This window comes from Kitasatospora sp. NPDC048545, from assembly GCF_040651155.1.
Lineage (GTDB): Bacteria > Actinomycetota > Actinomycetes > Streptomycetales > Streptomycetaceae > Kitasatospora.
This window is the reverse complement of the sequence record NZ_JBEZIQ010000055.1, coordinates 39538-66505: the sequence shown is the minus strand read 5'-3', so window position 1 is coordinate 66505 and position 26968 is coordinate 39538. Positions and strand designations below refer to the sequence as shown.

The following is a 26968-nucleotide window of genomic DNA, read 5'->3' as shown; positions in this document are numbered from 1 at the left end:
CGTCGGCTCGCTGGAGACCGGCAAGCTCGCCGACCTCGTCGTGGTCGACTCCGGGACCTACGACCTGGTCGCCGTGATGCGCCGCGGCCGCTGGGTCCTGGGCGCCGACGGCTTCTCCACCGTCAAGCCCGCCTGACCGCCGTACCGCGGAACGACGACGGCCGCCCTCCCCCGGACGGGGACGGGCGGCCGTGGTGCGTCGGCGACGGGCGGCGGCTCAGCCGCCGGGCTCGATGGTGACCTGGTCGATCAGGACCGCCCCTGAGGGCACCGTGAACGTCACCGAGTTCGGCCCGGCCGCGAACTGCGGCAGTATCCACGTCGTGTACCAGGCGGAGTTCTGGTCCTTGGGGGCCGGACCGTAGACCTTGTAGGTCATCCCGGACGGCCAGTCCTTGCCGTTCACCGCAGCCGCGCCCTTGATGTCCGGGCCCAGGTAGTTGTAGTGGACGGTCAGCTTGTACGAACCGGCCGCGGCGACGTCGCCGGACCAGGTCACCGAACCGCCCGGCTGGAGGGTCAGGTAGCTGCCGTCCGTCGACTTGGCGCCCTTGACGGTGTTGCCGGACGGCGCGTTCTGCGCCTGCAACTGGCTCGCGTCCACGGTCGACGGGCCGGAGATCACGGTGGCGCTCGACGAGGGGGAGGCTCCGGCCGTGGTGCCGGTCGGGCCCGGGGTGGTGGGGCCCGGCGCGGCGGTGGTGGCGGCGCCGCCCTTGCCGGTCTTGTCGCCCTCCTGGCCGCCCGTGGACAGCGCTATCCCGGCACCGATCGCGATGGCCGCGACCACGGCGACCGCGCCGATCACCGCGCCCTTGCTCCGGCCGCTGCTCGGCCGCTCGTCACCCGGCTGCGGGCGGGAGTGCTCGGCGTAGCGGGTCTGCTGGGTGGGCGGGGCGCCGTACTCGCCCGGCTGCTGCGGCACGCCGGGCTGACCGTACGGGGCCTGCGGCTGACCGCCCGGGTACCCCTGCGGCGTGCCCGACTGGCCGTACTGCTGCTGCGCCCGCGGCGGGTAGCCGTAGCCGTACTGGGCGCGCCCGACCTCCATCGGCCGGTTGTACGACGTGCGGGGGACACCCTGCTGCGGCTCGGCCGGCTGCCCGGTGGAGCCGTCGGCCGGACGGTAGAGGTAGCCGAACGGGTCGTCGTCCTGCGGGGCACCGCCCCCCTGGCCCTCGGGCACTCCGTTGCTGCCGGCGGTCGTCACGGTGGTCTGTTCCCCCATCCGGTGCGCGCCGCCGGGCTGCGGGCGGCGCAGATCGTGGACGCTGTCGTACCGGGAACCCTACCTGTCCTGTGTGACGGCGGGAAAAGAACCCTTGACAACTCGCGGGTAACCCGGCCAGGGGGGCGCGCGCGGCGGTGTCGTCCGTCCGCGTCCGGTCTCAGCCCGCGCGCCGGTGCGAGCGCTCTCCGCGCGCCCCGCGCACGGCCCCGCCGCGCGCCCGCTTCTCGTCGTACATCCGTTCGTCCGCGGTGTGCAGCACCTCCTCGATGCTCATGCCGCAGCCGGCCCAGCCGATCCCGAGGCTCACCCCGACCCGCATCGCCCGTCCGTCGATCCGCATCGGCGGGATGATCGCGTTGCGCAGCCGGTGGGCGAGGTCCTTGGCCTCCTCGCGACCGATGCCGTCGGCCAGCACCACGAACTCGTCACCGCCGAGCCGGGCCACCGTGTCGCCGTCCCGGACGGCCTGGCTCAGCCGCCGCGCGACCTCGACCAGCACCGCGTCGCCCGCGTTGTGGCCGAAGCGGTCGTTGATCGACTTGAATCCGTCCAGGTCGCAGAAGAGCACCGCGAGCCCCTTGTCCGGCACGGCCGCGCCGCCGGAGCGGAACGGCGCGGACCAGGCCTCGCCGCCCGGCCCGTGGTCGGCCGGGACCACGGCGTGCACGTGCTCCCCGTAGCCCGGGCCGATCCCCGGCGGCGGACCGCCCTCGGGCAGCCCGTAGCCGTGCACGGCCCCGGCGTACGGGTCCGCGCCCTCCAGGCCGTCGTGCGCCGCGTGCGCGCTGTAGGAGTCCGCCGGGTAGCCGTACGGCGGAGGGTAGGCCGCCGAGACCGGACCGGCCGGGTAGCCGTACGGCGGGGGGTAGGCCGCCTCGACCGGACCGGCCGGGCCGGCCGCGGCGCCGACCGGCTGCGGCTGGGAACAGAGCCGGCGGGCCAGCCGCGCCTTGAGCTCGGCACCGTTGGGCAGCCCGGTGAGCGCGTCGTGGCTGGCCCGGTGGGCGAGCTGGAACTCGTGCCGCTTGCGGTCCTCGATGTCCTCGACGTGGGTGAGCAGGAAGCTCGGCCCCTCGGCCGCGTCCGCCACGATCGAGTTGCGCAGGCAGACCCACTGGTAGCCGCCGTCCCGCCGGGACAGCCGCAGCTCCGCCCGGCCGCTCTCCGCGCTGGTGCGCTCCAGCAGGGCGCGGTCCTCGGGGTGGACGAGGTCGGCGAAGCTCTGCTGGCGCAGCACCGCACGGGGGCGGCCGAGCAGTCGGCAGAGCGCGTCGTTGACCCGGGTGAGCTGGCCGCGCCCGGCGCCGTGCAGCTCGGTGATGGCCATCCCGCTGGGCGCGTACTCGAAGGCCTGGCGGAAGCTCTCCTCGCTGGCCCGCAGCGCCTGCTGCTCCTTCTCCAGCCGCGCCAGCGCGCGCTGCATCTCGGCCCGCAGCCGGGCGTTGCCGATCGCGATGGAGGCCTGCAGCGAGAACATCTCCAGGGCCTCGCGGGTCCAGGCCCCGGGCCGTTTGCCGCTGCGCGGGCGGTCCACCGAGAGCACGCCGAGCAGGTCGCCGCCGGCGCTGTACATCGGGGCGAGCAGCCCGTCGGCGGGGTGCCAGTCGTTGGCGTACACGGGCAGCGTGCCGTCCCCGATCCAGCGCGGGATGTCGCTGGCGACGGCCCAGCCGCGGTCGTACGGCAGGAAGCGCAGGGTGCCCCAGTGGTCGCTGACGCCGAGCAGTCGGTCCCAGGACTCCCGTGAGCCGACCTGGCCGAGCAGCACGGAGGGGCCGCCCATCGGGCTCTCCTCCAGCTCCCAGACGGCCGCCACCACGAGGTCGCCGTCGGGCCGGACCAGGCTGACCGCGGCGGCGTCGAAGCCGAGCCCGTGCACCGCGCCCTCGACGACGGCCTGCAGCGTGCCCGCGAGGCTGCGGGCAGCGTTGAGGTCCGCCACGACCCGGTGCAAGGTGCGGAGGGTCGCGAGACGGACGTACGGCTCCGACTCGGCTTCCATGCGGGGGCTCCCCGGCTGCTTCGGATAGTTCTTGATTGGTTATCGTCCGATTGCCAGAAGAACTGAATCACAGGGAGCACAACGTTCGGCACGCTCGGTCAGCAATAGGCCGCCACTTGTGACTTAAATCACACGACACTAATGCACCCTTAATCAGCTCATCCGCCCCATAGCGGGACATAAAGCGCTATCAGGGCCTTTTTCCTGGTCGACCTCGGCGGCCCGGAGCTGAAGCCCGCTGCATCCGCCGGTCCGCCGACTTCACCCCTGCGAGTGAGTCCGGACAACGGCCGCGACACCCCCGGCACACCGCCGGTCCTACGACCATGGCCCGATGCCGTTTCCCGCGGGTGACGACTACCGTGCGGTACGTGTACCCGTCGCCGCAGCCCGAAGCTGCCCCCCACGCCACGCCCGACGAGTTCCGGGCAGCACTCTCCCAGCTCGCCGCCGGCGTGAGCCTGGTGACCGTCCACGACCCGGAGGACGGCGAGGACATCGGCATGACGGCCACGTCCTTCCTCTCCGTGTCGCTGGAGCCACCGCTGGTGCTGATCTCGGTCCGCGAGGACTCCCGGACGGACGAGGTGCTCTCCCGGGTCGACACCTGGGCGGTCTCGGTGCTGACGGAGGGGCAGAAGACGATCGGCTCGCGCTTCGCCATGAAGGGCCGGCTCAGCGACCGCCTGCTGTTCGCGGACACCCCGCACCACCGCGGCCCGCACACCGGCGCCCCGCTGATCGAGGGTGCGCTGGCCACCGTCGAGTGCCGCACCGAGCAGCGGATACCCGCGGGTGACCACACCCTGCTGCTCGGCCGCGTCCTGGAGGCCACGGTGCCCGACCCCGGCGGCCGCCCGCTGCTCTACTTCCGCGGCGGCTACCGCACCCTGGGCTGAGCTACTCGCCGCCCCGCGGCGGGCGGCGCCCCTGCTTCACCTCGGAGCGGTGCCGCTTGGTGAACAGCCGGCGCTCGACCATCCCCCGGCTCGGCTTGGTCGCCCGCCGGGACTTCGGCGGCGGTGCGCACGCCTCGGTCAGCACCGCCGACAGCCTGGCCCCGGCCGCCTCGCGGTTGCGCCACTGCGAACGGAACTCCGAGGCCTGGATCACCAGCACCCGGCCGTCCACGAGCCGGCCGGCCAGCCGCTCCAGCGCACGCTCGCGCCACACCTCGGGAAGCGCCCTGGTGGAGGCCAGGTCGAAGCGCAGCTCGACCTTGGAGTCGGAGGTGTTGACGTGCTGGCCGCCGGGGCCGGAGGAACGCGAGAAGCGCCAGACGAGCTCGGCGTCGGGAACGACCACCGACCCCCGTACGCGGATGGGCTCGGGCATACGCCCATCATCCCGCGCCCGACCCGCCCGGTCACCAGGTTATCCGCGGCCCCTCGCCGCCGACCGGCACCCGGTTACCCGCGAGCGCCGCGAGCCCCGACAATGGCGTACGTGATCGAGCTCGGCTACTCCCTCTCCAACCGCTTCCCCGACCCCCCGCAGACGGACTACCGCACCGCGTCCGTGCACGCCCTGCGGTACGACCTGTTCTGCGGCGACGTCTACCTGGACGCCGAGGGCGCCGAGCTGTCCACCGCGTGGGGCTGGGTACCGGTGCTCGACTTCGCCTGGGCGCTGTGCGACATCGCCGAGCACCTGGACCGCGACCCGGACGGCAGCCGGGCCGCCCGGGTGCAGACCGCCGACCTGGACTTCACCCAGAACACCGAACTGCTGCGCTTCGCCCGCCGCTTCAACTGGGTCGAGGTCACCGCGACCTGGCTGCCCGACGAGCCGCCCGCCGTGATCCGCCACAGCGACCTGCGGCGCGAGGCCCGGGACTTCCTCCAGGACACCCTCGCCGACCTGTTCGACATGCACCCCGACCTGGCCGACAACCCGAACATCTGGTCGCTGCAGGGCCGGTTCCGCCGCGTCTGACACCTCTCTTTGCCGCCGCTTTGCCCCGGCATTCGCCCCCACGAAGAATTCACGGCACCTGCGGAACCAAGCCGCCGGAGTATTGCGTTGTCCCGGGAAAAAGCGCACGAAGCGAACGAAGGGACTGCAATCGTCATGCCAGTGAGCCTCTCCAAGGGTGGCAACGTCTCGCTGACCAAGGAGGCCCCCGGCCTGTCCGCGGTCACCGTCGGCCTGGGCTGGGACGTCCGCACCACGACCGGCGCCGAATTCGACCTCGACGCCAGCGCGATCGTCCTGAACGCGGACGGCAAGGTGCTCTCCAACGCCCACTTCGTCTTCTTCAACAACACCAGCACGCCGGACAACACCGTCGTGCACACCGGCGACAACCGCACCGGCGAGGGCGCGGGCGACGACGAGTCGCTCAACGTCAACCTGGCCGGCCTCCCGGCCGAGGCCGTCAAGATCACCTTCCCGGTCACCATCTACGACGGAACCGCCCGCGGCCAGAGCTTCGGCCAGGTCCGCAACGCCTACATCCGCGTGGTGAACGCCACCGGCGGCGCCGAGATCGCCCGCTACGACCTCTCCGAGGACGCGGCCACCGAGACCGCGATGATCTTCGGCGAGCTGTACCGCAACGGCGCCGAGTGGAAGTTCCGCGCCGTCGGCCAGGGCTACGCCTCCGGCCTGGCGGGCATCGCCCAGGACTTCGGCGTCCAGATCTGACGCACCCCCCGGACGACGCCGCGGCGCGGGGAGCCGGTCCTCCGGCTCCCCGCGCCGCGGCGTTCGTCGTCCGCCCGGGTCAGCGCGAGGCGCGCAGCTCCGGCAGCTGGATCAGCTCGGTCTCGTCCTCCGGCGTCAGGTCCACCACGGTCGGCCCGTCCTGCTGCGACCCGTCCGACTGCGCCCGCTCGGCCGCCTGCGGCTCCCGCGCCTCGTCCCGCACCGCGGCCGACTCCGCCGCCCGGGCCTCGGCCTCGGCCTTCGCAGCCACCGCCTCGTCGCCCACCACGTCCGCCAGGTCCGTCCGCTCCCCCAGCTCGGCGACGCTGCCCACCGCCGGCGCCGGGGCCGCCGGGCGCACCGGCGCGCCCGAACCGCGACCGAAGAAGCTGAAGCCCTGCCCGCGCACCTGCCCGGACTGCACCGGCCGCGGCCGGTGCCGCTCCACCGGTACGGGCGCCGCGGCCGGAACGGCCTGCGTCCCGCCGAGCTGACCGACCGTCGCCGTCAGCGCCGGGCGCACCGGCGCGGGCCGCACCGGCGACTTCGCCTCCGGCGCGGGGGCCGGGGCGGGCACCGCGGGCGCCACCGGGGCGGGCACCGACGAGGGCACGGCCACCGGCACGGCCACCGGCGCGGCCTGGGCGACCGGGGCGGTGCGCGCCCGCAGCGCGACCTCGGCACCCGCCGTACGGGCCCGCCGCTCCTCCTGCTCGGCCGCGCGGCGCTCCAGCAGCCGCAGCACGGCCGCCGCGCGCACGTACGCGGCCGGACTGGCCGGGTACTTGGGACGGCTCGCGGCGAGCGCCCGCTGGGCCGCCTCGGCCTCCTTGAGCGCCTGCTCGGCCACCGTCACGGCCCGCTCCCGCAGCAGCCGGGCGATCTCGGTCTCCGCCTTCGCCAGGCGCGACTTCTCCGCCGTCAGCCGCCGCCCGAACCGGGTGGCCCGCTCCTCGGCGACCTCCGCCGCGTACTCGGCCTCCGCCAGCTGCTCCTCGAACCGCTCCTCGGCCCGCATGCGCTGCGCCGCGGACATCTCGGCGGCCGCCCGGGCCGCCTTGTCCCGCTGACGCAGCAACAGCGCGAAGCCGAGCGTCGCGATCAGCGCCGCGATGCCCACCGAGCGCACCAGGATGGTGTCCTGACTGAAAAGCAGAGCGGCCAGAGCGGCTACCAGCAGTACGCCGGCGGCGGTGGGGGGAAACACCCGGCCGAGGACGGAGGAATGACGGTGGCGTCCGCGAGACATGCCAAGAAACTAGCGTGCGAATTGGGGCTCTGTCAGCCCAGGGTCCCCTTCCGCCCTTGACAGGGGGCGGTTTTTACCGCACGTGCCCGGGTTTTCACTCAAGATCACGAAAAGGGACCTGCTCAGCGGTGGGAAGCCGCCGGACCACTAGGGCCGTCGTGGTTCTCCGGCAACTTGCAGACATGCTGGAGCCAGAGCGCCGCGGCGATCACCGCGACCCCCGCCAGCACCGCGAACCCGGCCGTGACAGCCTGGTCCTTGCGGGCCGACACGTCCAGCTCCCCCAGCAGGTAGATCCCGGCGCCCGCGTAGATGCCGGTGACCACCGCCGAGACCAGCGCGCTGGCCTGCCCCAGCACCAGCGCCCGGGCCGCCAGCAGCGGGTCGACGCCCTTGGCGCCGGGCTGGCGCTCGCGCACCGCCTTCAGCCGGGACCGCAGCGACAGCGCGGTCGCCAGCAGGACCACCGCCACCGCCGCCAGCACCACCGGCGCCGCGCCCGGCACCGCCGGCAGCGTGTCCAGGGAGGCCCACAGCTTGGAGCCGGCCCAGGACAGCGCCGTCGTGGCGGCGGTGATGCCGATCAGCAGACGGAGGCGAAGCAGCTTCACTCGGAGGAGGTCCTTCCCGGGGTACCAGAACGGCCGGCCGCCCGGAGACCCGGCGGGGCGGCGCCAGGCCACCGTACCGGGCCCGGCCGGGCGGACACCCGCGCGAACGGCGGACACCTACTGGTACGGCCGGGCCCCCGGTCGAGTTCCCTGATCAACGGCCCCGGGGACTACTCCGGCAGCGTCAGCCGGATGTCCTCGCGGCGGATCACACCCTGCGCGCCCGGGCCGCCGAGCGCGTCCAGCAGCACGTCGACCCGCCCACGCCCGGGCACCTCGGCCTCCGGCTGCGCGTCCAGCCAGGGGGCCAGCACGAAGGCCCGCTCATGCGAGCGGGGGTGCGGCAGCAGCAGCTGCGGGTCGTCGCTGACCTCGCCCTCGTAGGCCAGGATGTCGACGTCCAGGGTGCGCGGGCCCCAGTGCACGGTCCGCACCCGCCCGAAGGCGTCCTCGATCGCGTTGCCGCGCTCCAGCAGGTCCCGCGGGGGGAGCGAGGTCCGCAGCACGACGACCGCGTTGTAGTAGTTGGGCTGTTCCTCGGGGCCACCGACGGCCTCGGTCTCGTAGACCGCGGAGACGGCCTTGATCTTCAGCCCCGGGGTGTCGGCGAGCGCGTCGACGGCGCCCTGCAGGGTGTCCAGCCGGTTGCCCAGGTTGCTGCCGAGCGCGATCACCGCGCAGCGCTGGCTGTGCAGGGTGGTGTCGGCGGAGTCCACCCGGCTCTCCAGGTCGAACGCGTTCGGCGTGGCGGTCGGGTCGCTGGTGCTCATGCGCCCGCCTCGCTTCGCTCGGCAGAGGCATTCGCCCGTGCGTGCCTCTTGATCATTCGCTCGCTTCGCTCACTCATCGGGGATAGTCCTCTACATCGAGTACCGGGCGCGCAGCGGCAGTCATGCGCGGCCCCGGTGGATGGTCACGGTCACGTCGTCGAACGGCACGGTGATCGGGGCGTCCGGCTTGTGCACGGTGACCTCGACCTCCTCGACCGCTTCGTGCTTGAGACACTGGTCGGCGATGCGCTGGGCCAGGGTCTCGATCAGGTCGACCGGCTCCCCGGCGATGATCGCGGTGACCTCCTCGGCCACGATGCCGTAGTGCGCCGTGCGGGTGAGGTCGTCTCCGGACGCGGCGGGGCGGGTGTCCAGGTACAGCACGAGGTCGACCACGAAGGTCTGGCCCTCGACGCGCTCGCGCTCGAAGACGCCGTGGTGGCCCCGGGCTCGCAGCCCCCGCAGGGTGACGCGGTCCAGCAAACGAATCACTGCTCCCAGTCGGACGGGCCCCACCCGGAGAAAGGCATGGACGGGCAGGGCGAAGGCGGGCAGCACGCCCGCCACTCCGTTTCGAATCTACCCGTGAGCACGGACAACGCCTGACCGTCCTACCCGGCAGGAAACGACGCCACGCGCACCTGAACGGCGATTGACGTGAACGTTCGGTGACCACTCGGGAATTCCCGGGAGGCGCACCGCCACCACATTTGCGCAGTTGCCGGAATCAGTCCTCGTCGTCCTCGTCGCCGCTGGTCAGAACGGGTGAACCGTGGTGGGACCAGAGCTTCCACCCGGCCGGGGTACGACGGAACAGATTGGTCGACACGACCTTTCCGCCGACCAGCGGTCCGAGTTCGCCCTCCTCCTCCGCCTCGCCGCCGGACAGGATGTTCTCGGTGCACGTGACAAGGGCCACATCACCGTGGACCTCGGCCTCGACGTCGGTCAGGAAGAACTGGATGTACTCCGTGTTCATCATGATCAGCATGTACGAACGGGTCACCTGGGCCCGTCCGCGCAGCACCGGCCAGCCGGGGTGCACGCACACCACGCCGCCCTTGTCGTCGGCGTCCGCGGCCCCCAGCCAGGCCTCCTCGACCGCCTCCAGGTCCCCCCGTTCCAGCGCCTCGTAGAGTGCCCGGTTCGCCGCCAGCACGGCCTCCAGGTCCGCCTCGCGGGCCCGTCCGGCCGTGCCACCGCTCAACCTGCCGTCACCTGTCACAGACCCTCCCTCACCCCAACCGCGCCGCGCGCTGCCATGCCGCGACCACCCGGACGGCGTCCGCCGTGCCGGACACGTCGTGCACCCGCACCGCCCAGGCTCCGGCCCGGGCCGACAGCACCGACACCGCGGCCGTCGCGTCGTCGCGCTCCCGGGCCGGGCGCAGTTCCCCGGTTGCCGGGTCGGCGAGCAGCGTACCCAGGAACCGCTTGCGCGAAGCGGCCACGAGGACGGGACGGCCGAGCGCGGTGAGCGCGTCCAGCCGTCCGAGCAGCGCCCAGTTGTGCTCGGGGGTCTTGGCGAAGCCGAGCCCCGGGTCGAGGATCAGCTGGTCCTCCTTGACCCCGGCGGCCAGCAGCGCATCCACCCGGTCGGTCAGCTCGGCGACCACGTCCCGCACCACGTCGTCGTAGACGGCCATCCGCTGCATGTCGGCGGACTGCCCGCGCCAGTGCATCACCACGAAGGGCGCGCCGGTCTCGGCGACCACCCGGGCCATCGCCGGGTCCGCCAGCCCGCCGGAGACGTCGTTGACGACCACCGCGCCGGCCTCCACGGCCCGCTCGGCGACCGAGGCCCGCATGGTGTCGACGGAGACCATCACGCCGGCGTCGGCGAGCTCGCGCACCACCGGGACCACCCGGCGCAGCTCCTCCTCCTCGGGCACCCGCTGCGAGCCGGGCCGGGTGGACTCGCCACCGACGTCCACCAGGTCCGCGCCGCGGGCGCGCAGGGCCAGCCCGTGCGCGATCGCCTTGGCGGGGTCGTGCCAGAGCCCGCCGTCGGAGAAGGAGTCGGGCGTGACGTTGACCACGCCCATGACGGCGCAGCGTTCCAGTCGCGGCAGACCGGCCGGGAGGGAGAAGGACGGCGAATCGCTCATGCTGTCCATTATCGAACGCGCCGAAAACGAACGGAGCCCCCGCCGGGGAATCCCGGCGGGGGCGCTGTCCGGAGCACCGGAGCCGCTCAGGCGGCCTCGGTGACGTCGCGGGTCGACGGGACCGGCATCAGGCCCTGGCGCTGGCGCTTGCGGCCGAAGCGCGGCATGCCGAGGGTGATGAAGGCCTCCGCCTGCATCGCGGCGAAGCCGATCCGCGGCAGGTCCCGGGTGTTCGGGAAGACCAGGAAGCGCGGCTCCCACTCGGGCTGGAACTTGGCATTGAACTTGTACAGCGACTCGATCTGGAACCAGCGCGACAGGAACACCAGCAGTCCGCGCCAGGCGCGCAGCACCGGGCCCGCGCCGATCCGCTCGCCGCGGGCCAGTGCCGAGCGGAACATCGCGAAGTTGAGCGACACCCGGCGGACGCCCAGCGCGGGCACCGCCTGCAGTGCAGCGACGATCAGCAGCTCGTTCAGGCCGGGGTCGGCGGCGCGGTCGCGGCGCATCAGCTCCAGCGAGATGCCGTCCGGCCCCCAGGGCACGAAGTGCAGCACGGCCTTCAGGTCGTCGCCGCCCTCGCCCTCCTCCGGCTCCTTGTGGGCGGTGACCACCACGCAGTCGTCGTCCAGCGGGTCGCCGAAGCGGCCCAGCGCCATCGAGAAGCCGCGCTCGGTGTCGGTCCCGCGCCAGCGGGCGGCGGCGTCGGCGATCCGGTACTTCTCCTCGGCGGTGAGCTCGGAGACCCGGCGCACCTTGCAGGAGTAGCCGTTGCGCTCGATGCGCTTGACCATCTGCCGGACGTTGCGCATGGCGCGGCCGGCGAGCGAGAAGGCGGCGGTGTCGACGATCGCCTCGTCGCCCAGCTCCAGCGCGTCCAGGCCCGCCTCCCGGGTCCAGACCTCGCCGCCGACCTCGCTGCAGCCCATCACGGCCGGCACCCAGGCGTGCTCGCGCGCCTCGGTCATGAACACCTTGATCGCGCCCGGCCAGGCCTCGACGTCGCCGACCGGGTCGCCGGAGGCCAGCATCACGCCGGAGACCACCCGGTAGGAGATCGCGGCCTTGCCGGTGGGCGAGAACAGCACGCTCTTGTCGCGGCGCAGCGCGAAGTAGCCCAGCGAGTCGCGCTCGCCGTGCCGCGCCAGCAGCGCGCGGACCTTCTCCTCGTCCTCCTCGGTGAGCTCGGGCTTGGGCTTGCCCGGGCGCAGCGCCAGGTAGGCGGTGGTGAAGGCGGTCAGCAGGCCCAGCCCGCCCAGCAGGTAGGCGACCAGGTCGGACATCCGGATGTTGGTGTAGCGGACCGGGCCCTCGAAGCCGAACAGCCCGTACCCGACGTGCTCCAGGCGCTCGGCCAGACCCGGGTGCCCGATCTCGTACTTGGACCGGGTGCTCACGATCAGCAGGCCGAGCAGCACGCTGAGGACGCCCATGACGACCAGGTTGGCCACCGCCCGCCAGCGGGTGCGCGGGTCGGCCTTGGCGTAGAACTCGCGCCGGTGCAGCAGCATCACCGCGAGGACCGCCAGCGACACGACCGCCGGACCGATCTGGTGCCACCGCACGATGTGCAGCGCCGCGCTGACCGGCAGCAGCACGCAGACCACCCGCCAGGCTCGCCGCTTGCGCCGGCGCAGCGCGTGGGCGAGCGGCACCAGCAGGATGCCGACCATCAGCGTGCCGACCGCGGCCAGGCTGGTGGTGCCGCCGGGCAGCTGCCCGGCGAAGCTGTGCACCCTGGTGTGCCGGAGCTTGGGGAACACCGCGCTGGCGATGTCCAGCAGCCCGATCAGCAGACAGGCGTAGCCGACCGCGCCCGGGAGCCAGGCCCTCGGAACAGCGGCTGCCTGGGTACGCAGCGTCTGCAGGCCGCGGCGACGGCGCGGCGGCTGCTCGGGGCTCGGCTCAACGGACACGGGAACGCTCATGGAAGCTCAGCGTAGAGGCTGCGGTGCGGTGTCCGGTCACTCCGGGGGAGGACGCGTGATGGACCTTCATGCCTATTCCTTCATCAGGCAATGCGCATGCCAAGGATCCGGAAACGGTCGGTAAACCGGGGCCGTGGACGCGCTGCGGGGTTGAGCCGGTGGCGGGAGTCGGGGGAACGCCGCAGCGTGGCGCGGCAGGACCCCCCGGGACGCGTTACGTACGGTGGACGCCGCATTCTAGGGTGCCGGTTGCCTGCGACTTCCCCCGCCCTCCCGGCCCCCTCGCGGGCGCCCGGACAGCCTAGCTGCGGTGGCCCCACCTGACGGGCCGCCAGACGATGAGCCTGCCCCGACAGTGTCCCACCGGAAGGCCGACCGCATGGAACTGACCAGCGACGCTCTGATGAACTCGCTGCTCGCACTCGGAACCGCGGCCCTGGTCACCACCCTGTGGGTCTGGCCCCGGCTGGGCCGGCAGCGGCCGCTGCCGGTGCTCGGCCGGATCGGCCTGCTGACGGTCGTTCAAGTGTCGATCGTGGCCGTACTCGCGCTGTCGGTGAACAACTCGTTCGGGTTCTACACCTCCTGGGACGACCTGCTCGGCCACAGCGGCGCCAAGCTCGCGCTGACCAGCAACGAGAACCACAAGGGCGGCACCCCGGTCGCCGACGCGCTGATCCAGCCGACCACCGAGGGCGGACTGGAGACCGTCACCAACCTGCCGAAGGGCACCCCCGAGGAGGTCGGCAAGGTCGAGTCGGTCCAGGTCAGCGGCAAGGAGACGGGTTTCTCCGACCAGATGTTCGTCTACCTGCCGCCCGAGTACTTCGACCCGAAGTTCGCCCTGGTCCGCTTCCCCGTCCTGCTGGCCATCGCCGGCTATCCGGGCACGGCACTGAACCTGGTCAAGGACCTGTCCCTCCCGCAGTCCGCGTACGAGCTGCAGCGCTCCGGCAAGATGCCGCCGACCGTCGTGGTGATGGTCCGCCCCGGCGTGGTCCCGTCCCGGGACACCGAGTGCGTGGACGTCCCCGGCGGGCCGCGCACCGAGGCCTGGTTCGCCAAGGACGTGCCCGAGGCCGTCCTCGCCACCTACCGGGTCGGCCGCACCGCCGGCTCCTGGGCCACCTTCGGCTACTCCACCGGGGGCAGCTGCGCGCTGCGCCTGGCGATGCGCTTCCCGAACGTCTTCGGCAGCGCGGCCAGCCTGCACGGCGACTTCACCGTGCGCCAGGACGGCTACACCGGCGGCGACCTCTTCAGCGGCGACAAGGCGCTGGCCCAGCAGCACGACCTCGGCTGGCGCCTGCAGAACCTGCCGGTGCCGCCGCTCAACGTGCTGGTGGTGTCCACCCGCAAGGAGTCGGACTACCCGCAGACCATCCAGTTCGTCGACCAGGCCACCCAGGTAGCGGCGGCCAACCCGCAGTTCAAGGTCGACTCGCTCTACCTGGACGACGGCGGGCACAACATCGACAGCTGGATCAAGGAGCTGCCCGCCTCGCTCGAATGGCTGGGCACCCACCTCGGCTAGCGCGTGTGAGTGATTACCCGCCGGTCGGATCGTTCGGCCGACGGCTCGGGGGAACGTATCGCGGCCGTCCGCCCGCCGCCCTCGGCGGGCGCCGCCCCGGATCCGCGCAGGAGGCGCCTTGCTGAGCACCCGATCCCTCTTCGACGAGATCTACCGGAACGACCAGGCGTACCAGCTCTTCTGCAGCATCGCGGCGGGCGGCGAGGACCAGGGCGGCTGGGAGAACGAGCGGATCACCACCCTCACCCGCGACCCGGTCCTGGCCCCGAAGGTCGCCCGGCACGGCGCGGACGAGCGCAAGCACGGCCGGATCTTCACCCAGCTGCTGAACAAGCGCGGCCTGCCCAAGGTGCCCGTCCCGGACGAGGCCGACTACTGCATGCTGCTGGAGCGCCAGGGCGTCGGTCTCTCCCACGAACGGCTGAACAGCGACGTCCCGCTGACCGACCGCGAGATCATCACCTACCTCGCGCACAGCCGGGTCACCGAGCAGCGCGCCGCCGAGCAGATGCGCCAGCTGGTCAAGGTGTACGCGGACAACCCCGAGATCGGCCGGGCGATGCGGATGATCTCCGCCGACGAGGACAACCACCTCGCGTACTGCCACGAGGAGCTGCTGCGGCTGCGGGCCGAGGGCCACGGCCCGTACATCCGGCACACCCTGGAGACCAGCGCCCGCGGCGAGATCCGCACCCACCGGGACGTCGGCCTGGCGGTCGCCGCCCGGATGGCCCGGATCCTGCGCTGGCCGCGCTGGCAGCTGGCCGTGGTCACCCTCGGGGTGCACGCGCTCTACCTGTACGACCGCGCCTACGGCTGGCGCCGGATGGTCACGCTGCGGATGCCCGAGCGCCGCAACGCACTGGGCACCCCGGCTCCGCCGCACGCGGAGCACGAGGTGCCCTGAGCCGTTCGTTCTCCGGCGCCGTCCGGCTACCGGCCGATGATGAGGCTCATCGCCTCGGCCCGGGTGGCCGGGTCACGCAGCTGGCCGCGCACGCACGAGGTGATGGTCTTGGCGCCGGGCTTTCGGATGCCTCGCATCGACATGCACATGTGCTCGCACTCGACCACGACGATCGCCCCGCGGGGCTCCAGGATGCGCATCAGCGCGTCCGCCACCTGGCTGGTCAGCCGCTCCTGCACCTGCGGGCGGCGGGCGTAGACGTCGACCAGCCGGGCGAGCTTGGAGAGCCCGGTGATCTTGCCGCTGGTGGACGGGATGTACCCGACGTGCGCCACGCCCCGGAACGGCACCAGGTGGTGCTCGCAAACCGAGGTCAGCTCGATGTCCTTGACCAGCACCATCTCGTCGTGGCCGAGGTCGAAGGTCGTCGTCAGGACCTCCTCGGGCTCCTGCCACAGGCCCGCGAATATCTCCTTGTAGGCGCGCGCGACCCGGGCCGGGGTCTCCAGCAGGCCCTCGCGGTCCGGGTCCTCCCCCACGGCGAGCAGCAGCTCGCGAATGGCGTTCTCGGCCCGCTTCTGGTCGAAGGTCCCGACGGCGGGCGGACCGTCGAGCGTCACCGGGTCGATCATGCGGGCCTCGCTTACATGTGGGGAAGACTCTGGCTGAACAGCACGGATGCCGCGCCTCCAGGGTACAAACCCTGGTGACGCGGCATCCATTCCCTACGGGACCGGGATCAGCCCTCGACCGGCGGCTCGGCCGCCGGCAGCGGCGGGAGCTTCACGACGTCGACCGGAGCGGCCTCCCCGGCAGCGGCGCCGTTGGTGAGCGCCAGCTCCTTCGGGGACTGCACCGGCGGCCGGGTGGACGGCGTACGACGGGTGGAACCCGTCCACGCCGGCCGGGCCGGACGCTTGACGATCGGGGCGAAGACCTCGGCGATCTGCTCCTTGTTCAGGGTCTCCTTCTCCAGGAGCTCCAGCACCAGGTTGTCGAGCACGTCGCGGTTCTCGACCAGGATCTCCCAGGCCTCGTTGTGCGCGCTCTCGATGAGCTTCTTGACCTCTTCGTCGACCAGCGCGGCGACCTCTTCCGAGTAGTCGCGCTGGTGGCCCATCTCACGGCCCAGGAACGGCTCCGAGTTGTCCGACCCGAACTTGATCGCGCCCAGACGCTCGGTCATGCCGTACTGGGTGACCATGGCCCGCGCCGTGGCGGTGGCCTTCTCGATGTCGTTCGAGGCACCGGTGGTCGGGTCGTGGAAGACCAGCTCCTCCGCCGCGCGCCCGCCCAGCATGTAGGCGAGCTGGTCGAGCATCTCGTTGCGGGTGGTGGAGTACTTGTCCTCGTCCGGCAGCACCATGGTGTAGCCGAGGGCCCGGCCGCGGGACAGGATGGTGATCTTGTGCACCGGGTCGCTGTACTGGCAGGCCGCCGCGACGAGGGCGTGACCGCCCTCGTGGTACGCGGTGATCTTCTTCTCCTTGTCGGACATGATCCGCGTGCGCTTCTGCGGACCCGCCACGACGCGGTCGATCGCCTCGTCCAGGATGCCGTTGTCGATCAGCTTCTTGTCCGAACGGGCGGTCAGCAGCGCCGCCTCGTTGAGGACGTTCGACAGGTCGGCACCGGTGAAGCCGGGGGTGCGCTTGGCGACGGCCGACAGGTCGACGTCGGGCGCGATCGGCTTGCCCTTCTGGTGCACCTTGAGGATGTCCAGCCGGCCCTGGAGGTCGGGGCGCTCCACCGCGATCTGGCGGTCGAAGCGGCCCGGGCGCAGCAGCGCCGGGTCCAGGATGTCGGGGCGGTTGGTCGCGGCGATCAGGATCACGCCGCCCTTGACGTCGAAGCCGTCCATCTCGACCAGCAACTGGTTGAGGGTCTGCTCGCGCTCGTCGTGGCCGCCGCCGAGACCCGCACCGCGGTGCCGACCGACGGCGTCGATCTCGTCGACGAAGACGATCGCCGGGGCGTTCGCCTTGGCCTGCTCGAAGAGGTCGCGGACGCGGCTGGCGCCGACACCGACGAACATCTCGACGAAGTCCGAGCCGGAGATGGAGTAGAACGGCACCCCGGCCTCGCCCGCGACGGCACGCGCCAGCAGGGTCTTGCCGGTACCGGGCGGGCCGTAGAGCAGCACGCCCTTGGGGATCTTGGCGCCGACGGCCTGGAACTTGGCCGGCTCCTGCAGGAACTCCTTGATCTCGTGGAGCTCCTCGACCGCCTCGTCCGCGCCTGCGACGTCGGAGAAGGTGGTCTTCGGGGTGTCCTTGGTGAGCAGCTTGGCCTTGGACTTGCCGAACTGCATGACGCGGGAACCGCCGCCCTGCATCTGGTTCATCAGGAACAGGAAGACCAGGACGATGATCACGATCGGCAGCATCGACAGCAGCAGGCTGACGAAGGTGCTCTGCTTCTCCGGGCTGACGGTGTAGCCCTCGGCGAGCGTGCTCGCGTCCTTGTCGTTGATCTGGGCCTGCAGCTTGTCGGCGATCGCGACACCCTGGTCGCCGATGTACGAGGCCTGGAACTTGGTACCGGACGGGGTCTTGCCCGTACCGGCGGTGGGCAGCGTTGCGCCGTCCTTCAACTGGATCTTGATCGTGTTCGAGTCACCGGTGGTGATCTGCGCCGACTTGACGTTGTGCGCGTCGATCGCCGCGACGACCTGGCCGGTGTCCACCGTCTTGTAGCCGTTCGAGTCCGAAACGACCTGCATCAAGACGATGACGGCGAGGACGGCCAGCACGATCCACATGATCGGCGCACGGAAGTATCGCTTGACGTCCATCCATGCGGGGCGTTGCCGCCCCGTCCCTCCTGCCACTCAACGGCGCCGGGTGGCTGTGGGCCGCGGCGCAATCCGAATCGGTGCTCATGTGAAGAGCGGTTTATTGGACCGTACCGCAGTCGGACCCACCCATGGCGGGAGCGCGGCGACACGGCTGTGGTTCTTTGGTCCCCCCGGTCCAACGGGCGGGAACAACCTACTGTTCCCGCCCATAACCCGAACGGGCCCTCAGCCGCCGTAGACGTGCGGGGCGAGGGTGCCGATGAAGGGGAGGTTACGCAGCTTCTCCGCGTAGTCCAGGCCGTAGCCGACCACGAACTCGTTCGGAATGTCGAAACCGACGTACTTCACGTCGATCTCGACCTTGGCCGCGTCCGGCTTGCGCAGCAGGGTGCAGACCTCCAGCGAGGCCGGGCCGCGCGACCCCAGGTTGCCCAGCAGCCAGGACAGCGTCAGACCGGAGTCGATGATGTCCTCGACGATCAGGACGTCACGGCCGGCGATGTCGGTGTCCAGGTCCTTCAGGATCCGCACCACGCCGGAGGACTTGGTGCCCATCCCGTACGAGGAGACGGCCATCCAGTCCATGGTGACCTGCGAGTGCAGGGCCCGGGCGAGGTCGGCCATGACCATCACGGCACCCTTGAGGACGCCGACGATCAGCAGGTCCTTGCCTGCGTAGTCCCGGTCGATGCGCTCGGCAAGCTCCAGGAGCTTGGCGTCGATCTCGTCCTTGCTGATGAGCACCTTCGCGAGGTCAGCGCCCATGTCGTTCTGGTCCACCGGGGATACGTCCTCAAACGTTCGGGGTCTGTGTGGCCGGCGGCCGGCTCCCCCAGGGGCGTGCCTCGCCCGTCAGTCACCCTGCCGCCGGAAGACCAGCGTGCCACACCTGCGGGTGGCCTCGACGCCCCCGGGTAGGTGCAGCGGCCCCTGGCCCCGCCATCCGGTGACCAGCAGGTCGATCGTCTCCAGGTGCCGGGCGAACAGGTCCCCGGCCGGACAGCCCGCCCGCAGCGCGGCCCGACGGAGCACCCGGCGCCGGACGGCCGGCGGGAGTTCGGCCAGTTTGACGGCGTCCAGGGTGCCTTCGCCCGTACGGAGGTCGCGTTCGGCCAGAGAGGCCCACTGGTCGAGGGCGTCGGCGTCGTCGCGGAACAGCCGGGCGGTGCGGGCCAGCGCCTCGACCACGCCGCCGCCCAGGTGCTTCTCCAGCACCGGCAGCACCTCGTGGCGGACCCGGGAGCGGGTGTAGGCGGGATCACAGTTGTGCGGGTCGTCCCAGACCGGGATCGACTGCGCGGAGCAGGCCTGCCGGGTGGCGGCCCGGTCCAGTTCCAGCAGGGGGCGGCGGTAGCGGCCCTTCTGGGCCGGCATCCCGGCCAGCGAGCGGGCGCCCGAACCGCGGGCCAGGCCCAGCAGCACGGTCTCGGCCTGGTCGTCCCGGGTGTGGCCGAGCAGCACGGCGATCGCGCCGTGACGCTCGGCGGCCTCATCCAGGGCCGCGTAGCGGGCGTCCCGGGCCGCGGCCTCCGGGCCGCCGGCGCGGCCGACCCGGACCGGGACCGCCTCGACCGGGTCGAGGCCGAGCGAGCGCAGCCGGTCGGCCACCTGGTCGGCGCGCTCGGCGGAGCCGGGCTGCAGGCCGTGGTCGATGGTGACGGCGCCGACCCGCAGGCCGATCTTGGGGGCCTCGAAGGCGGTGGCGATGGCCAGCGCCATGGAGTCCGCACCGCCGCTGACGGCGACCAGGACCAGCGGCGAGCCGGGCGCGGCCGGGGTGCGGGGCAACCCGGACGGGTGGCGAGCGGCGTTGCCGATCAGGGTGGTGCCGACGGCGGCACCCACCAGCGGCGCCATGGCGGGGCGCTCGCGGGGCTCGCGCACGGGCGCGGTGAAGGTGGAACCGGCCTCGGCGGCGAGGTCGGTGAGCGTGCGGCGAACGGCCAGGCGTATCGCGGCGACGGCGGGGTGAGGGCCCACGGCGGACGACTCCTCGACGGAGGGGACAGGACTGCGGCGGGCGGCGGGGACCGCACACCTGCATGAGCACCCTGTTACCGGGCGCTCACAGATGGTGGCAGAAAGTCGCGACCCGCTACGCCACCCGCGCCACCGGTACGACCACCGTCCCACGTTCGGGTGAATGAAGAAACGCTTCTTCACTCGCCATCTGCCCGATTGGACCACTCGTACGAGCGGGTTTGACCGCCGCGCGCCGCTTGCCGTCCGGCTCGCGGCGCGCCCGCGTCACGGTGCGTGCCCTCAGCGGGCCACCCGGGCCACCCAGGCGGCCGGGTCGTGGATCTCCTCCTTGGTCGGAAGGGTGTTCGGGGACGTCCACACCCGGTTGAACCCCTCCATGCCGACCTGCTCCACCACCCCGCGCACGAACACCGCGCCGTCCTGGTACTGGCGCAGCTTGGCGTCCATGCCCAGCAGCCGGCGCAGCAGCAGGTCGAGCCGGTTCGCACCGCGGTCCCGGCGCTGCTGGAACTTCTCCCGGATCTCCGCGACCGTCGGCACCACCGCCGGGCCGACACCGTCCATCACCACGTCCGCGTGGCCCTCCAGCAGCGACATCACGGCCGTCAGCCGGCCGAGGATCTCGCGCTGCGCGGGCGACTGGACGATCTCCATCAGGTTCGACGAGGAGGCGCCCTCCCGGCCGCCCACGCCCGGCAGCCCGCCGAACGAACCCGCGGCGTCGCGCAGCCGGTCCAGCAGCGCGCCCGGGTCGACGTCCGTCTCGGTGAGGAAGGACTGCACCTCCGACTGGATGTGGTCGCGCAGCCACGGCACCGCGGTGAACTGCGTCCGGTGCGTCTCCTCGTGCAGGCAGACCCAGAGCCGGAAGTCGGACGGGTCGACGTCCAGCTCCCGCTCGACGTGCACGATGTTCGGCGCCACCAGCAGCAGCCGGCCCGGCCCGGGGCCCTCCGGCCCCAGCCGCGGCTTGTCGAACAGCGCCGCCGGGCTGTCCGGCGCCTCCAGCGAGGGCTCGGCCGGGGCGAAGGTCTCGTACTGGCCCAGCACCTTGGTCGCCAGGAACGCCAGCAGCGCCCCGACCTCGATGCCGGTCGCCTTCTCCCCCACCGTGCCGAACACCCCGGCCGTCGCGCTGTTCGCGCGGCGGGCCTGCAGCTTCTCCACCAGCGGCTGGACGACCGTGCGGAAGCCCGCCACGTTGGCCCGCACCCACCCGGGGCGGTCCACCACCAGGACCGGCGTCGCCGCGGCCCGCGCCAGGCTCGACGACCGCATGCCGGTGAACGCCCGTACGTGCTCCTCCGCCTCCAGGGCGTGCCGACGCAGCTCGGCGACCACCGCCGCGGCTTCCGCCCGGCTCACCTCCGGCCCCGGCCGCACCAGTCTGGTCGCAGTTGCGACCGCGAGGTTCCAGTCGACCATGTCAGCACCGCCACTCGCGCTCGTCATGCCCTCACCGTACGTGCTCCCCACCACCAACGGCAGCCACCTGCCCGGAACACCCCTCCCCGACACCGCCTCCCCGCGCCGGTCCAGGCCCAGCGGGCACACCGGCCCCACGGCGGCCTGGATTCGGCGGCCCGTTTCACCGGTCCGTTTCACCGGTCCGAGCAGCACCGGGGAAGGCGCGCCGGAGCCGCGCACGGGCGGTGCGGGCGGGTCAGTGGCAGCCGCAGGCGGCGAGATGGGCGGCGATGCGGTCCATCGCCGCGCGGGCGGTGTCGACGGGCGCGGGAGTGCGGGTCATCACGGCGAAGGCGAGGAGCCGGCCGTCGGCGTCGACGACGGTGCCGGCGAGGGTGTTGACGCCCCTGAGGGTGCCGGTCTTGGCGCGGATCAGGCCGGCCGCGCCGGCGGCGCCGGAGCCACTGCCGTAGCGCTTGCCGAGGGTGCCGGTGAAGCCGGCGACCGGGAGGCCGGTGAGGACCGGCCGCAGCGCGGGGTGCTGCTCGGAGGCGGCCAGGGAGAGGAGGCGGACCAGGACGGCGGGCGGTATCGCGTTGTCCGGGTGCAGGCCGCTGCCGTCGTCGAGGACCACGCCCGTCATCGGCACGCCGAGCCGGGCGAGCTCCTGGGTGACGGCAGCGGCCGCCCCCTCGAAGCCGGCCGGCTGATGGGCGGCGAGGGCGACCTGACGGGCGATCGCCTCGGCGAGCTGGTTGTCGGAGGTGGTCAGCAGGCGCTCGACCAGCCGGTCGACCGTGGGCGAGTCGACCCGGCCGAGGACGGGCGCGTCGGCGGCGGCCGGGGCGGCGGCGGGCCTGGCCCTGCCCTCCACCGTGACGCCCTGGGCCCTGAGCAGGGCGGCGAAGGCCTCGGCGGCGGCACCGGCCGGGTCGGCGACGCGGTCGGGCGCCTCCTCGCGGCTCCTCGGGTCCGCCTTGGCCTCGTCCACCATCAGCGGGACGACCAGGGCGATGTTCTGCGCGTCGTGGTTCCTGTGCTGCGGGTTGCCGCTGTACAGCGACAGGTCGTAGTCCAGCTTGACGGTGGTGGTGCCGGCGGCGGCGAGGGCGGCGGCGGTCTGCCGGGCGAGGGCGTCCAGCGAGGCGGGGGCGGTGTCGGCGTCAGCGGGCTGGCCGCCGATCTGCACCTGGTCGGCGGGCAGTGCGGTGAGCGTCGGGTCGCCGCCGCCGACCAGGGTGACCGTGCCGGGGTCCGCGCCTCGGACCACCCGGGTGGTCAGTCGGGCGTCGCCGGGGATCAGGGACAGGGCCGCGACCGAGGTCGCCAGTTTGGTGGTGGAGGCGGGCGTGGCCGGGGTGTTCTCCCCGGAGCCGTACAGGAGTTGACCGCCGGCGGCGTCCGCGACGGCGAAGGTGACCTCACCGAGGTTCCGGTCGGCGAGCACGGCGGCGAGCGCCTGCTGCAGGCCCTGCGTGCTGGGGGCCGCGGCCTCCGGACCGGCCGCGGCGGCGGCCAGGACGGCGCCCGGCACGGGGCCCGGTCGCGCGGCCGCCGCGTCACCGCCGCCGGTGGCGGGCGCGGAGGCCGGCGCGGAGGCGGGCGATCCGGACCGGCGGCCGGGCGTGGCACTCCGGCCTTCGCCGGACCCGGGCCCGGCGCCGACCTTCCCGTGGTCGCCCTTCCTGCCGTCGTGCCCGTCCCCGCTGTCGCGGTCGTCGTCCTCGCCGTGCCCGGCGCTGTGCCCGCCCGGGACCGGGGACGGCTGGGCGTACGCACCGCTCGCGGTCAGGACCGTTCCGGCGACCAGGACCGCCGCCCCGAACAGCCCCGCGGCCGTCCCCCTGCGGCGGCGAGCCGCCCCTCCCCCAGCGCCCACCGACCGGCCCCTTTCCCGAGCACTCACTCCCGTAGGAGACACTTGGATTCTGTCAGTCCCTACCTTGGAGGAACCGTTGGAATTCGACGTCCTTATCGAAATCCCGAAGGGCTCTCGTAACAAGTACGAGGTCGACCACGAGACCGGCCGTCTGCGGCTCGACCGGATGCTCTTCACCTCGACCCGTTACCCGGCGGACTACGGCTACGTCGAGGGCACGCTCGGCGAGGACGGCGACCCGCTGGACGCCCTGGTCATCCTGGACGAGCCGACCTTCCCGGGTTGCCTCATCAAGTGCCGCGCCATCGGCATGTTCCACATGACCGACGAGGCCGGCGGCGACGACAAGCTGCTCTGCGTCCCGGCGACCGACCCGCGTTGGGAGCACCTGCGCGACATCCACCACGTGTCGGAGTTCGACCGCCTGGAGATCCAGCACTTCTTCGAGGTCTACAAGGACCTGGAGCCCGGCAAGTCCGTCGAGGGCGCCAACTGGGTCGGCCGCTCCGAGGCCGAGGCCGAGGTCACCGCTTCGATCAAGCGTCTGGCGGACCAGGGCGGTCACTGAGCCGTCGTTCCGATCTCGTTCGATCAGGGCAGTTCGAGGTAGGTCGGGACAGCGCGGGGCCGGGGTTCACGGATTCGTCCGCGGACCCCGGCCCCTGTCGCACCCGGGGCCGTGTCGCAGCCGGCCCGGGTCACAACCGGGCCCGGGACCCCTCGCGGAACGGGTTGCCGACAGACTGTCGACAACCCGAGAGGTCAGGTTAGGCTAACCAATATGTCGGGGTCGAAGCCGACCCGGCCACAGCCGATCCCTGGAGGCCGCATGCCCGCGCCCGAGACCCTCCCGTTCTCCACCGTGCTCCGCACCGCCAGCAGCGAGGAGCACGAGGCGGCCGAACACTCCTCGTTCATGAGCCGCCTGCTCGGCGGACAGCTCGGGATCGAGGCGTACGCCGACCTCACCGGCCAACTCTGGTACGTCTACCGGGCCCTGGAGAGCCGGACCGAGCAGCTCGCCGCACACCCCCTGGCCGGGCCCTTCGTCGACCGGTCGCTGCTGCGCACCGCCGCCATCGAGCACGACCTGGCGCACCTGCGCGGCCCCGACTGGCGGGACGGCCTGGCGCCTCTCCCGGCCACCGCCGCGTACGTCGCACGGGTCGAGGAGCTGGCCACCGGGTGGCCGGCCGGGTACATCGCGCACCACTACACCCGCTACCTCGGTGACCTGTCGGGCGGCCAGATCATCCGGGGCATCGCGGAGAAGACCTGGGGCATCGCGCGCAAGGGCGACGGCGTGCGGTTCTACGTCTTCGAGGAGGTCGACAACCCGGCCGCCTTCAAGCGCGACTACCGGGCCAGGCTGGACACGGCAGGGGCCGCGATGGACGAGGTCGAGCGGCGCCGGGTGGTCGAGGAGTGCAAGCGGGCCTTCGCGCTCAACGGGGCGGTCTTCCGTGACCTCGACACCCGCTACCCACTGGGCGCGTAGCCGCTTCCACGCGACAACGGGGTCGGCCCCGGCGGGCGACCGCCCGCCGATGCAGACCCCTGATGCCTCCTCAGGCCCTTTTGGCACAAGGCAGTTGCACACCAGCACGACGGCGCTGCCGCCGACCGGCAGCAGACCCGCCGCGGTGCGAGCAGCGGGACCACCGGGGTGCCGCCGGTGCTGCCGGTGCTGCCGGAGCGGGGCTGACCCGGGTCAGTCCTCCAGCCGGAAGCCGACCTTCATGCAGACCTGGAAGTGCTTGATCCGGCCGTCCTCCAGATGGCCCCGGACCTGCGAGACCTCGAACCAGTCGAGGTTGCGCAGCGTCTGGGCGGCCCGCTCCACCCCGTTGCGGATGGCGGCGTCGATGCTCTCGGTCGACGACCCGACGATCTCGGTCACCCGGTACACGTGGTCGGTCATGGCGGACTCCCTCAGCTGTGCGACGGCCCCCGGTCCACCGTGCACCGCCGCCGCGCCGCCCGCACCCCGGCGGGCGGCCGCCGTTCTCCGTGCAGGGGTCCGACGGGCTCCCGAGCGGCTCCTGACCGCGGGCCCGGGGTCAGTTCCGGCCCGCGGGGCCCGCCCGGCCCCGGAACTCCGCCCCAGCAGGCCCGGGGAGGCCGTCCCAACAGGCCCTGGGAGGCCGGCCGAGCCGGCCCTGGAAGGCCACCCCCCGCAGGCCCTAGAAGGCCGCCTGCACCTGTCCGACCGCGGCGCCGCCGCCGAGCAGCGGAGCCGCGCCGATCCGCTCGACGGTCTCCTCCGCGCCGGTCACCCCGAGCCGGCGCAGGGCGGCCGCCAGGACCGGTCCGCGGGCGCGCTCGCCACCGTCGTCGATCTTGAAGGCCAGCGCCCGGCCGTCCGGCAGGGCCACCACCTGGACGGCCTCGGCGCCCATCTTGGACAGCGCGCCGGGGACCGCCCGCATCAGCCAGGTGTCGGCCCGGCGGGTGCCGGCCACGTACTCGGGGTGGGTGCGCATCGCGTCGGCCACCCGGCGCGGCGCGGTCCCCGTGGCGGCCAGCACCAGGCCGCGGTAGCTGCGGGCCAGGCCGGTCAGGGTGACGGCCAGCAGCGGGGCGCCGCAGCCGTCGACACCGGCGTGCGCGGGGGTCTCGCCGGTGCCCTCCTCCAGGGCCTCGCGCGCCAGCCGCTGGATCGGGTGGGCCGGGTCGAGGTAGCTCTCGGTGTCCCAGCCGTTGGCCACGCAGGCGGCGAGCCAGCCGGCGTGCTTGCCGGAGCAGTCCATCAGGATCGGGGCGCGGTGGCCGCCGGCGCCGAGCAGCAGCTCCGCCTCGGTCTCGTCCAGCGGCAGGTCGGCCGGGGTGCGCAGGGCCGATTCGTCGAGCCCGGCGGAGGCGAGGATGGCCCGCACGCCGTCGAGGTGAAACGATTCTGCGGAGTGGCTGGAGGCCGCCAGCGCCAGCAGCTCACCCTCGATCGCCAGCCCGGCCCGCAGCGTGGCGACCGCCTGGAACGGCTTGGCCGTCGACCGCGGGAAGACCGGCGCGTCCGGGTCGCCCAGCGCGAACTCGACCGAGCCGTCGGCGGCGAGCAGCACCAGGGACCCGTGGTGGCGGCCCTCGACGAAGCCGGATCGTATGACCTCGGCGAGCACGGGCGCGGTGGCGAGCTGGGGCATGGGGGGTGGGCCTTCCGGGGCGAGGGTGAGCCGGGAGCGAGCCGGGCCCCACCCGCCCGCAGCGACTCACCCGGTCAGAGCGGCCCCCCTGCGAGCAGGTCGTCGACCCGTGCTTCCCCATCACGGTACCTGCGGGTGATCTCGGCATTGCAACCGTCGGCCGTGCGCAGCAGCCGCTGACGCCGGCCGGACACCTCCCGCTCGTGCGCGCGAAGCCGCTCCAGGGCGGCCTGCAGCTCCTCGGTCGGGTGGGCCGCCAGGTCGGCCAGCTGGACGTCGCCCATCAGCGCGTCCGCCTCCAGCCGGGACTCCCGGGTGCGCGGCAGGCCGAGGGTGACGTGCCGGGCCGAGCGCCGCACGGTGGAGGGCGCGTCGGTCAGGATGGCCGGCAGCCGGTCCAGCAGGTCGCCGGGGACCGGGTCGGGGCCGGGCGCGCCGACCGCCCGGACCGGGCCCGCGCCGGGACGCCGGTCGAGCTCGGCTCGCAGGATGTCCATCCGCCCGTGCAGCAGCCGCCGCAGGTACGACAGGTCGGCCTCCTGCTCCATGGTCTCCCGGCGCAACACCCGCAGCTGGTCCAGGCCCAGCCGCCCCAGGTCCGGCTCGCCCTCCGCACCCGCCACCGGGCCGCGCGGGGCCCCGGGGGCCCGTACCACCTGCCCGGCCCGGTCCCGCGCCGCGCTGCTCGCGTCCATCACCCAACCCACCTGCCGTCGTCCGATCCCGCCCGCTCGCGGCACCCCGTCCCTGCCGCCGGTCCGGCCCGTCCCCCG

The 26968-nt window shown here is 73.0% G+C and carries 26 protein-coding genes; 7 read left to right on the top strand and 19 right to left on the bottom strand.

Annotated elements, in window-relative coordinates:
* Window positions 1-217: 217 nt before the first annotated feature.
* Window positions 218-1210 (bottom strand): hypothetical protein, encoded by a 993-nt coding sequence (locus AB0D10_RS36470; RefSeq protein ID WP_360264112.1) that lies wholly within the window; start codon window positions 1208-1210, stop codon window positions 218-220.
* A gap of 178 nt (window positions 1211-1388) precedes the next feature.
* Entirely contained in the window at window positions 1389-3233 is a 1845-nt protein-coding gene (locus AB0D10_RS36465) for a diguanylate cyclase (protein ID WP_360264109.1), read from the bottom strand.
* Window positions 3234-3604: 371 nt separating this feature from the next.
* On the opposite strand from AB0D10_RS36465, the gene AB0D10_RS36460 reads away from it, so the two are divergent.
* A complete protein-coding gene (locus AB0D10_RS36460; RefSeq protein WP_360264106.1) occupies window positions 3605-4132 on the top strand; it encodes a flavin reductase family protein in 528 nt (175 codons plus the stop codon).
* A gap of 1 nt (window position 4133) precedes the next feature.
* Here AB0D10_RS36460 and arfB read toward each other — a convergent pair whose 3' ends face one another.
* Window positions 4134-4568, bottom strand: coding sequence for an alternative ribosome rescue aminoacyl-tRNA hydrolase ArfB (arfB, locus tag AB0D10_RS36455; RefSeq protein ID WP_360264103.1), 435 nt, complete (start codon window positions 4566-4568; stop codon window positions 4134-4136).
* 111 nt (window positions 4569-4679) lie between these two features.
* Between arfB and AB0D10_RS36450 the strand changes: the two genes are divergently transcribed.
* Together AB0D10_RS36450 and AB0D10_RS36445 are read left to right on the top strand one after the other, a co-directional pair.
* Window positions 4680-5168 carry a hypothetical protein gene (locus tag AB0D10_RS36450; protein WP_360264100.1) on the top strand — a complete coding sequence of 163 codons (489 nt, stop codon included), beginning with the start codon at window positions 4680-4682 and terminating at the stop codon, window positions 5166-5168.
* Between the two features lie 135 nt (window positions 5169-5303).
* Entirely contained in the window at window positions 5304-5879 is a 576-nt protein-coding gene (locus AB0D10_RS36445; RefSeq protein ID WP_360264097.1) for a TerD family protein, read from the top strand.
* 79 nt (window positions 5880-5958) lie between these two features.
* On the opposite strand, the gene AB0D10_RS36440 is transcribed toward AB0D10_RS36445, so the two are convergent.
* From AB0D10_RS36440 to AB0D10_RS36410, 7 genes are all read right to left on the bottom strand, one after another.
* Window positions 5959-7128: a hypothetical protein gene (locus tag AB0D10_RS36440; RefSeq protein ID WP_360264095.1), complete on the bottom strand. Its 1170-nt coding sequence runs from the start codon at window positions 7126-7128 to the stop codon at window positions 5959-5961.
* A 122-nt stretch (window positions 7129-7250) separates the two neighbouring features.
* Entirely contained in the window at window positions 7251-7739 is a 489-nt protein-coding gene (locus AB0D10_RS36435) for a DUF3180 domain-containing protein (protein WP_360264094.1), read from the bottom strand.
* 170 nt (window positions 7740-7909) lie between these two features.
* Window positions 7910-8509, bottom strand: a complete 600-nt coding sequence (gene folK, locus AB0D10_RS36430; protein ID WP_360264092.1) for a 2-amino-4-hydroxy-6-hydroxymethyldihydropteridine diphosphokinase — start codon at window positions 8507-8509, stop codon at window positions 7910-7912.
* Between the two features lie 120 nt (window positions 8510-8629).
* On the bottom strand, window positions 8630-8989 hold the full coding sequence (gene folB, locus AB0D10_RS36425) for a dihydroneopterin aldolase (RefSeq protein WP_030059580.1): 360 nt from the start codon (window positions 8987-8989) through the stop codon (window positions 8630-8632).
* Between the two features lie 247 nt (window positions 8990-9236).
* On the bottom strand, window positions 9237-9716 hold the full coding sequence (locus AB0D10_RS36420; RefSeq protein ID WP_360264090.1) for a nuclear transport factor 2 family protein: 480 nt from the start codon (window positions 9714-9716) through the stop codon (window positions 9237-9239).
* Between the two features lie 28 nt (window positions 9717-9744).
* Window positions 9745-10626, bottom strand: a complete 882-nt coding sequence (gene folP / locus AB0D10_RS36415) for a dihydropteroate synthase (RefSeq protein WP_360264088.1) — start codon at window positions 10624-10626, stop codon at window positions 9745-9747.
* Between the two features lie 77 nt (window positions 10627-10703).
* Entirely contained in the window at window positions 10704-12545 is a 1842-nt protein-coding gene (locus AB0D10_RS36410; RefSeq protein ID WP_360264085.1) for a phosphatidylglycerol lysyltransferase domain-containing protein, read from the bottom strand.
* A 379-nt stretch (window positions 12546-12924) separates the two neighbouring features.
* On the opposite strand from AB0D10_RS36410, the gene AB0D10_RS36405 reads away from it, so the two are divergent.
* Window positions 12925-14079 carry an alpha/beta hydrolase-fold protein gene (locus AB0D10_RS36405; protein WP_360264082.1) on the top strand — a complete coding sequence of 385 codons (1155 nt, stop codon included), beginning with the start codon at window positions 12925-12927 and terminating at the stop codon, window positions 14077-14079.
* A 118-nt stretch (window positions 14080-14197) separates the two neighbouring features.
* Window positions 14198-14986 carry a ferritin-like domain-containing protein gene (locus tag AB0D10_RS36400; protein ID WP_360264079.1) on the top strand — a complete coding sequence of 263 codons (789 nt, stop codon included), beginning with the start codon at window positions 14198-14200 and terminating at the stop codon, window positions 14984-14986.
* A gap of 26 nt (window positions 14987-15012) precedes the next feature.
* Here the strand turns inward: AB0D10_RS36400 and folE are convergent, their stop codons facing one another.
* The 6 genes from folE to dacB all read right to left on the bottom strand — a co-directional run bounded on the left by folE (window position 15013) and on the right by dacB (window position 23052).
* On the bottom strand, window positions 15013-15618 hold the full coding sequence (gene folE, locus AB0D10_RS36395; protein WP_329883966.1) for a GTP cyclohydrolase I FolE: 606 nt from the start codon (window positions 15616-15618) through the stop codon (window positions 15013-15015).
* Window positions 15619-15725: 107 nt separating this feature from the next.
* A complete protein-coding gene (gene ftsH / locus AB0D10_RS36390; RefSeq protein WP_360264076.1) occupies window positions 15726-17780 on the bottom strand; it encodes an ATP-dependent zinc metalloprotease FtsH in 2055 nt (684 codons plus the stop codon).
* Window positions 17781-18008: 228 nt separating this feature from the next.
* Window positions 18009-18563 (bottom strand): hypoxanthine phosphoribosyltransferase, encoded by a 555-nt coding sequence (gene hpt / locus AB0D10_RS36385; protein ID WP_030059589.1) that lies wholly within the window; start codon window positions 18561-18563, stop codon window positions 18009-18011.
* Window positions 18564-18635: 72 nt separating this feature from the next.
* Window positions 18636-19763 carry a tRNA lysidine(34) synthetase TilS gene (gene tilS, locus AB0D10_RS36380; protein WP_360264073.1) on the bottom strand — a complete coding sequence of 376 codons (1128 nt, stop codon included), beginning with the start codon at window positions 19761-19763 and terminating at the stop codon, window positions 18636-18638.
* Between the two features lie 282 nt (window positions 19764-20045).
* Window positions 20046-21218, bottom strand: a complete 1173-nt coding sequence (locus AB0D10_RS36375) for a zinc-dependent metalloprotease (RefSeq protein WP_360264071.1) — start codon at window positions 21216-21218, stop codon at window positions 20046-20048.
* Window positions 21219-21429: 211 nt separating this feature from the next.
* Complete coding sequence (dacB, locus tag AB0D10_RS36370; RefSeq protein ID WP_360264068.1) at window positions 21430-23052, bottom strand: D-alanyl-D-alanine carboxypeptidase/D-alanyl-D-alanine-endopeptidase; 1623 nt, start codon at window positions 23050-23052, stop codon at window positions 21430-21432.
* Window positions 23053-23128: 76 nt separating this feature from the next.
* Between dacB and AB0D10_RS36365 the strand changes: the two genes are divergently transcribed.
* Complete coding sequence (locus AB0D10_RS36365) at window positions 23129-23620, top strand: inorganic diphosphatase (RefSeq protein WP_360264066.1); 492 nt, start codon at window positions 23129-23131, stop codon at window positions 23618-23620.
* Window positions 23621-23881: 261 nt separating this feature from the next.
* On the top strand, window positions 23882-24550 hold the full coding sequence (locus AB0D10_RS36360) for a biliverdin-producing heme oxygenase (protein WP_360264063.1): 669 nt from the start codon (window positions 23882-23884) through the stop codon (window positions 24548-24550).
* A 213-nt stretch (window positions 24551-24763) separates the two neighbouring features.
* Here AB0D10_RS36360 and AB0D10_RS36355 read toward each other — a convergent pair whose 3' ends face one another.
* The 3 genes from AB0D10_RS36355 to AB0D10_RS36345 form a co-directional block, all read right to left on the bottom strand.
* Window positions 24764-24973, bottom strand: a complete 210-nt coding sequence (locus AB0D10_RS36355) for a dodecin (RefSeq protein WP_360264060.1) — start codon at window positions 24971-24973, stop codon at window positions 24764-24766.
* Between the two features lie 262 nt (window positions 24974-25235).
* Entirely contained in the window at window positions 25236-26195 is a 960-nt protein-coding gene (locus tag AB0D10_RS36350; RefSeq protein WP_360264057.1) for an asparaginase, read from the bottom strand.
* 74 nt (window positions 26196-26269) lie between these two features.
* On the bottom strand, window positions 26270-26890 hold the full coding sequence (locus tag AB0D10_RS36345) for an ABC transporter substrate-binding protein (protein WP_360264055.1): 621 nt from the start codon (window positions 26888-26890) through the stop codon (window positions 26270-26272).
* Between the last annotated feature and the right edge of the window lie 78 nt (window positions 26891-26968).

Bases quoted from the DNA above. Each gene is read 5' to 3' on its own strand.
- ftsH (WP_360264076.1), bottom strand. From the start codon at position 17,780: ATGGACGTCAAGCGATACTTCCGTGCGCCGATCATGTGGATCGTGCTG.
- AB0D10_RS36350 (WP_360264057.1), bottom strand. From the start codon at position 26,195: ATGCCCCAGCTCGCCACCGCGCCCGTGCTCGCCGAGGTCATACGATCC.
- AB0D10_RS36445 (WP_360264097.1), top strand. From the start codon at position 5,304: ATGCCAGTGAGCCTCTCCAAGGGTGGCAACGTCTCGCTGACCAAGGAG.
- AB0D10_RS36440 (WP_360264095.1), bottom strand. From the start codon at position 7,128: ATGTCTCGCGGACGCCACCGTCATTCCTCCGTCCTCGGCCGGGTGTTT.
- AB0D10_RS36355 (WP_360264060.1), bottom strand. From the start codon at position 24,973: ATGACCGACCACGTGTACCGGGTGACCGAGATCGTCGGGTCGTCGACC.
- AB0D10_RS36345 (WP_360264055.1), bottom strand. From the start codon at position 26,890: ATGGACGCGAGCAGCGCGGCGCGGGACCGGGCCGGGCAGGTGGTACGG.
- folP (WP_360264088.1), bottom strand. From the start codon at position 10,626: ATGGACAGCATGAGCGATTCGCCGTCCTTCTCCCTCCCGGCCGGTCTG.
- AB0D10_RS36465 (WP_360264109.1), bottom strand. From the start codon at position 3,233: ATGGAAGCCGAGTCGGAGCCGTACGTCCGTCTCGCGACCCTCCGCACC.
- arfB (WP_360264103.1), bottom strand. From the start codon at position 4,568: ATGCCCGAGCCCATCCGCGTACGGGGGTCGGTGGTCGTTCCCGACGCC.
- folE (WP_329883966.1), bottom strand. From the start codon at position 15,618: ATGATCGACCCGGTGACGCTCGACGGTCCGCCCGCCGTCGGGACCTTC.
- AB0D10_RS36360 (WP_360264063.1), top strand. From the start codon at position 23,882: ATGCCCGCGCCCGAGACCCTCCCGTTCTCCACCGTGCTCCGCACCGCC.
- AB0D10_RS36410 (WP_360264085.1), bottom strand. From the start codon at position 12,545: ATGAGCGTTCCCGTGTCCGTTGAGCCGAGCCCCGAGCAGCCGCCGCGC.
- folK (WP_360264092.1), bottom strand. From the start codon at position 8,509: ATGAGCACCAGCGACCCGACCGCCACGCCGAACGCGTTCGACCTGGAG.
- AB0D10_RS36375 (WP_360264071.1), bottom strand. From the start codon at position 21,218: ATGACGAGCGCGAGTGGCGGTGCTGACATGGTCGACTGGAACCTCGCG.
- AB0D10_RS36405 (WP_360264082.1), top strand. From the start codon at position 12,925: ATGGAACTGACCAGCGACGCTCTGATGAACTCGCTGCTCGCACTCGGA.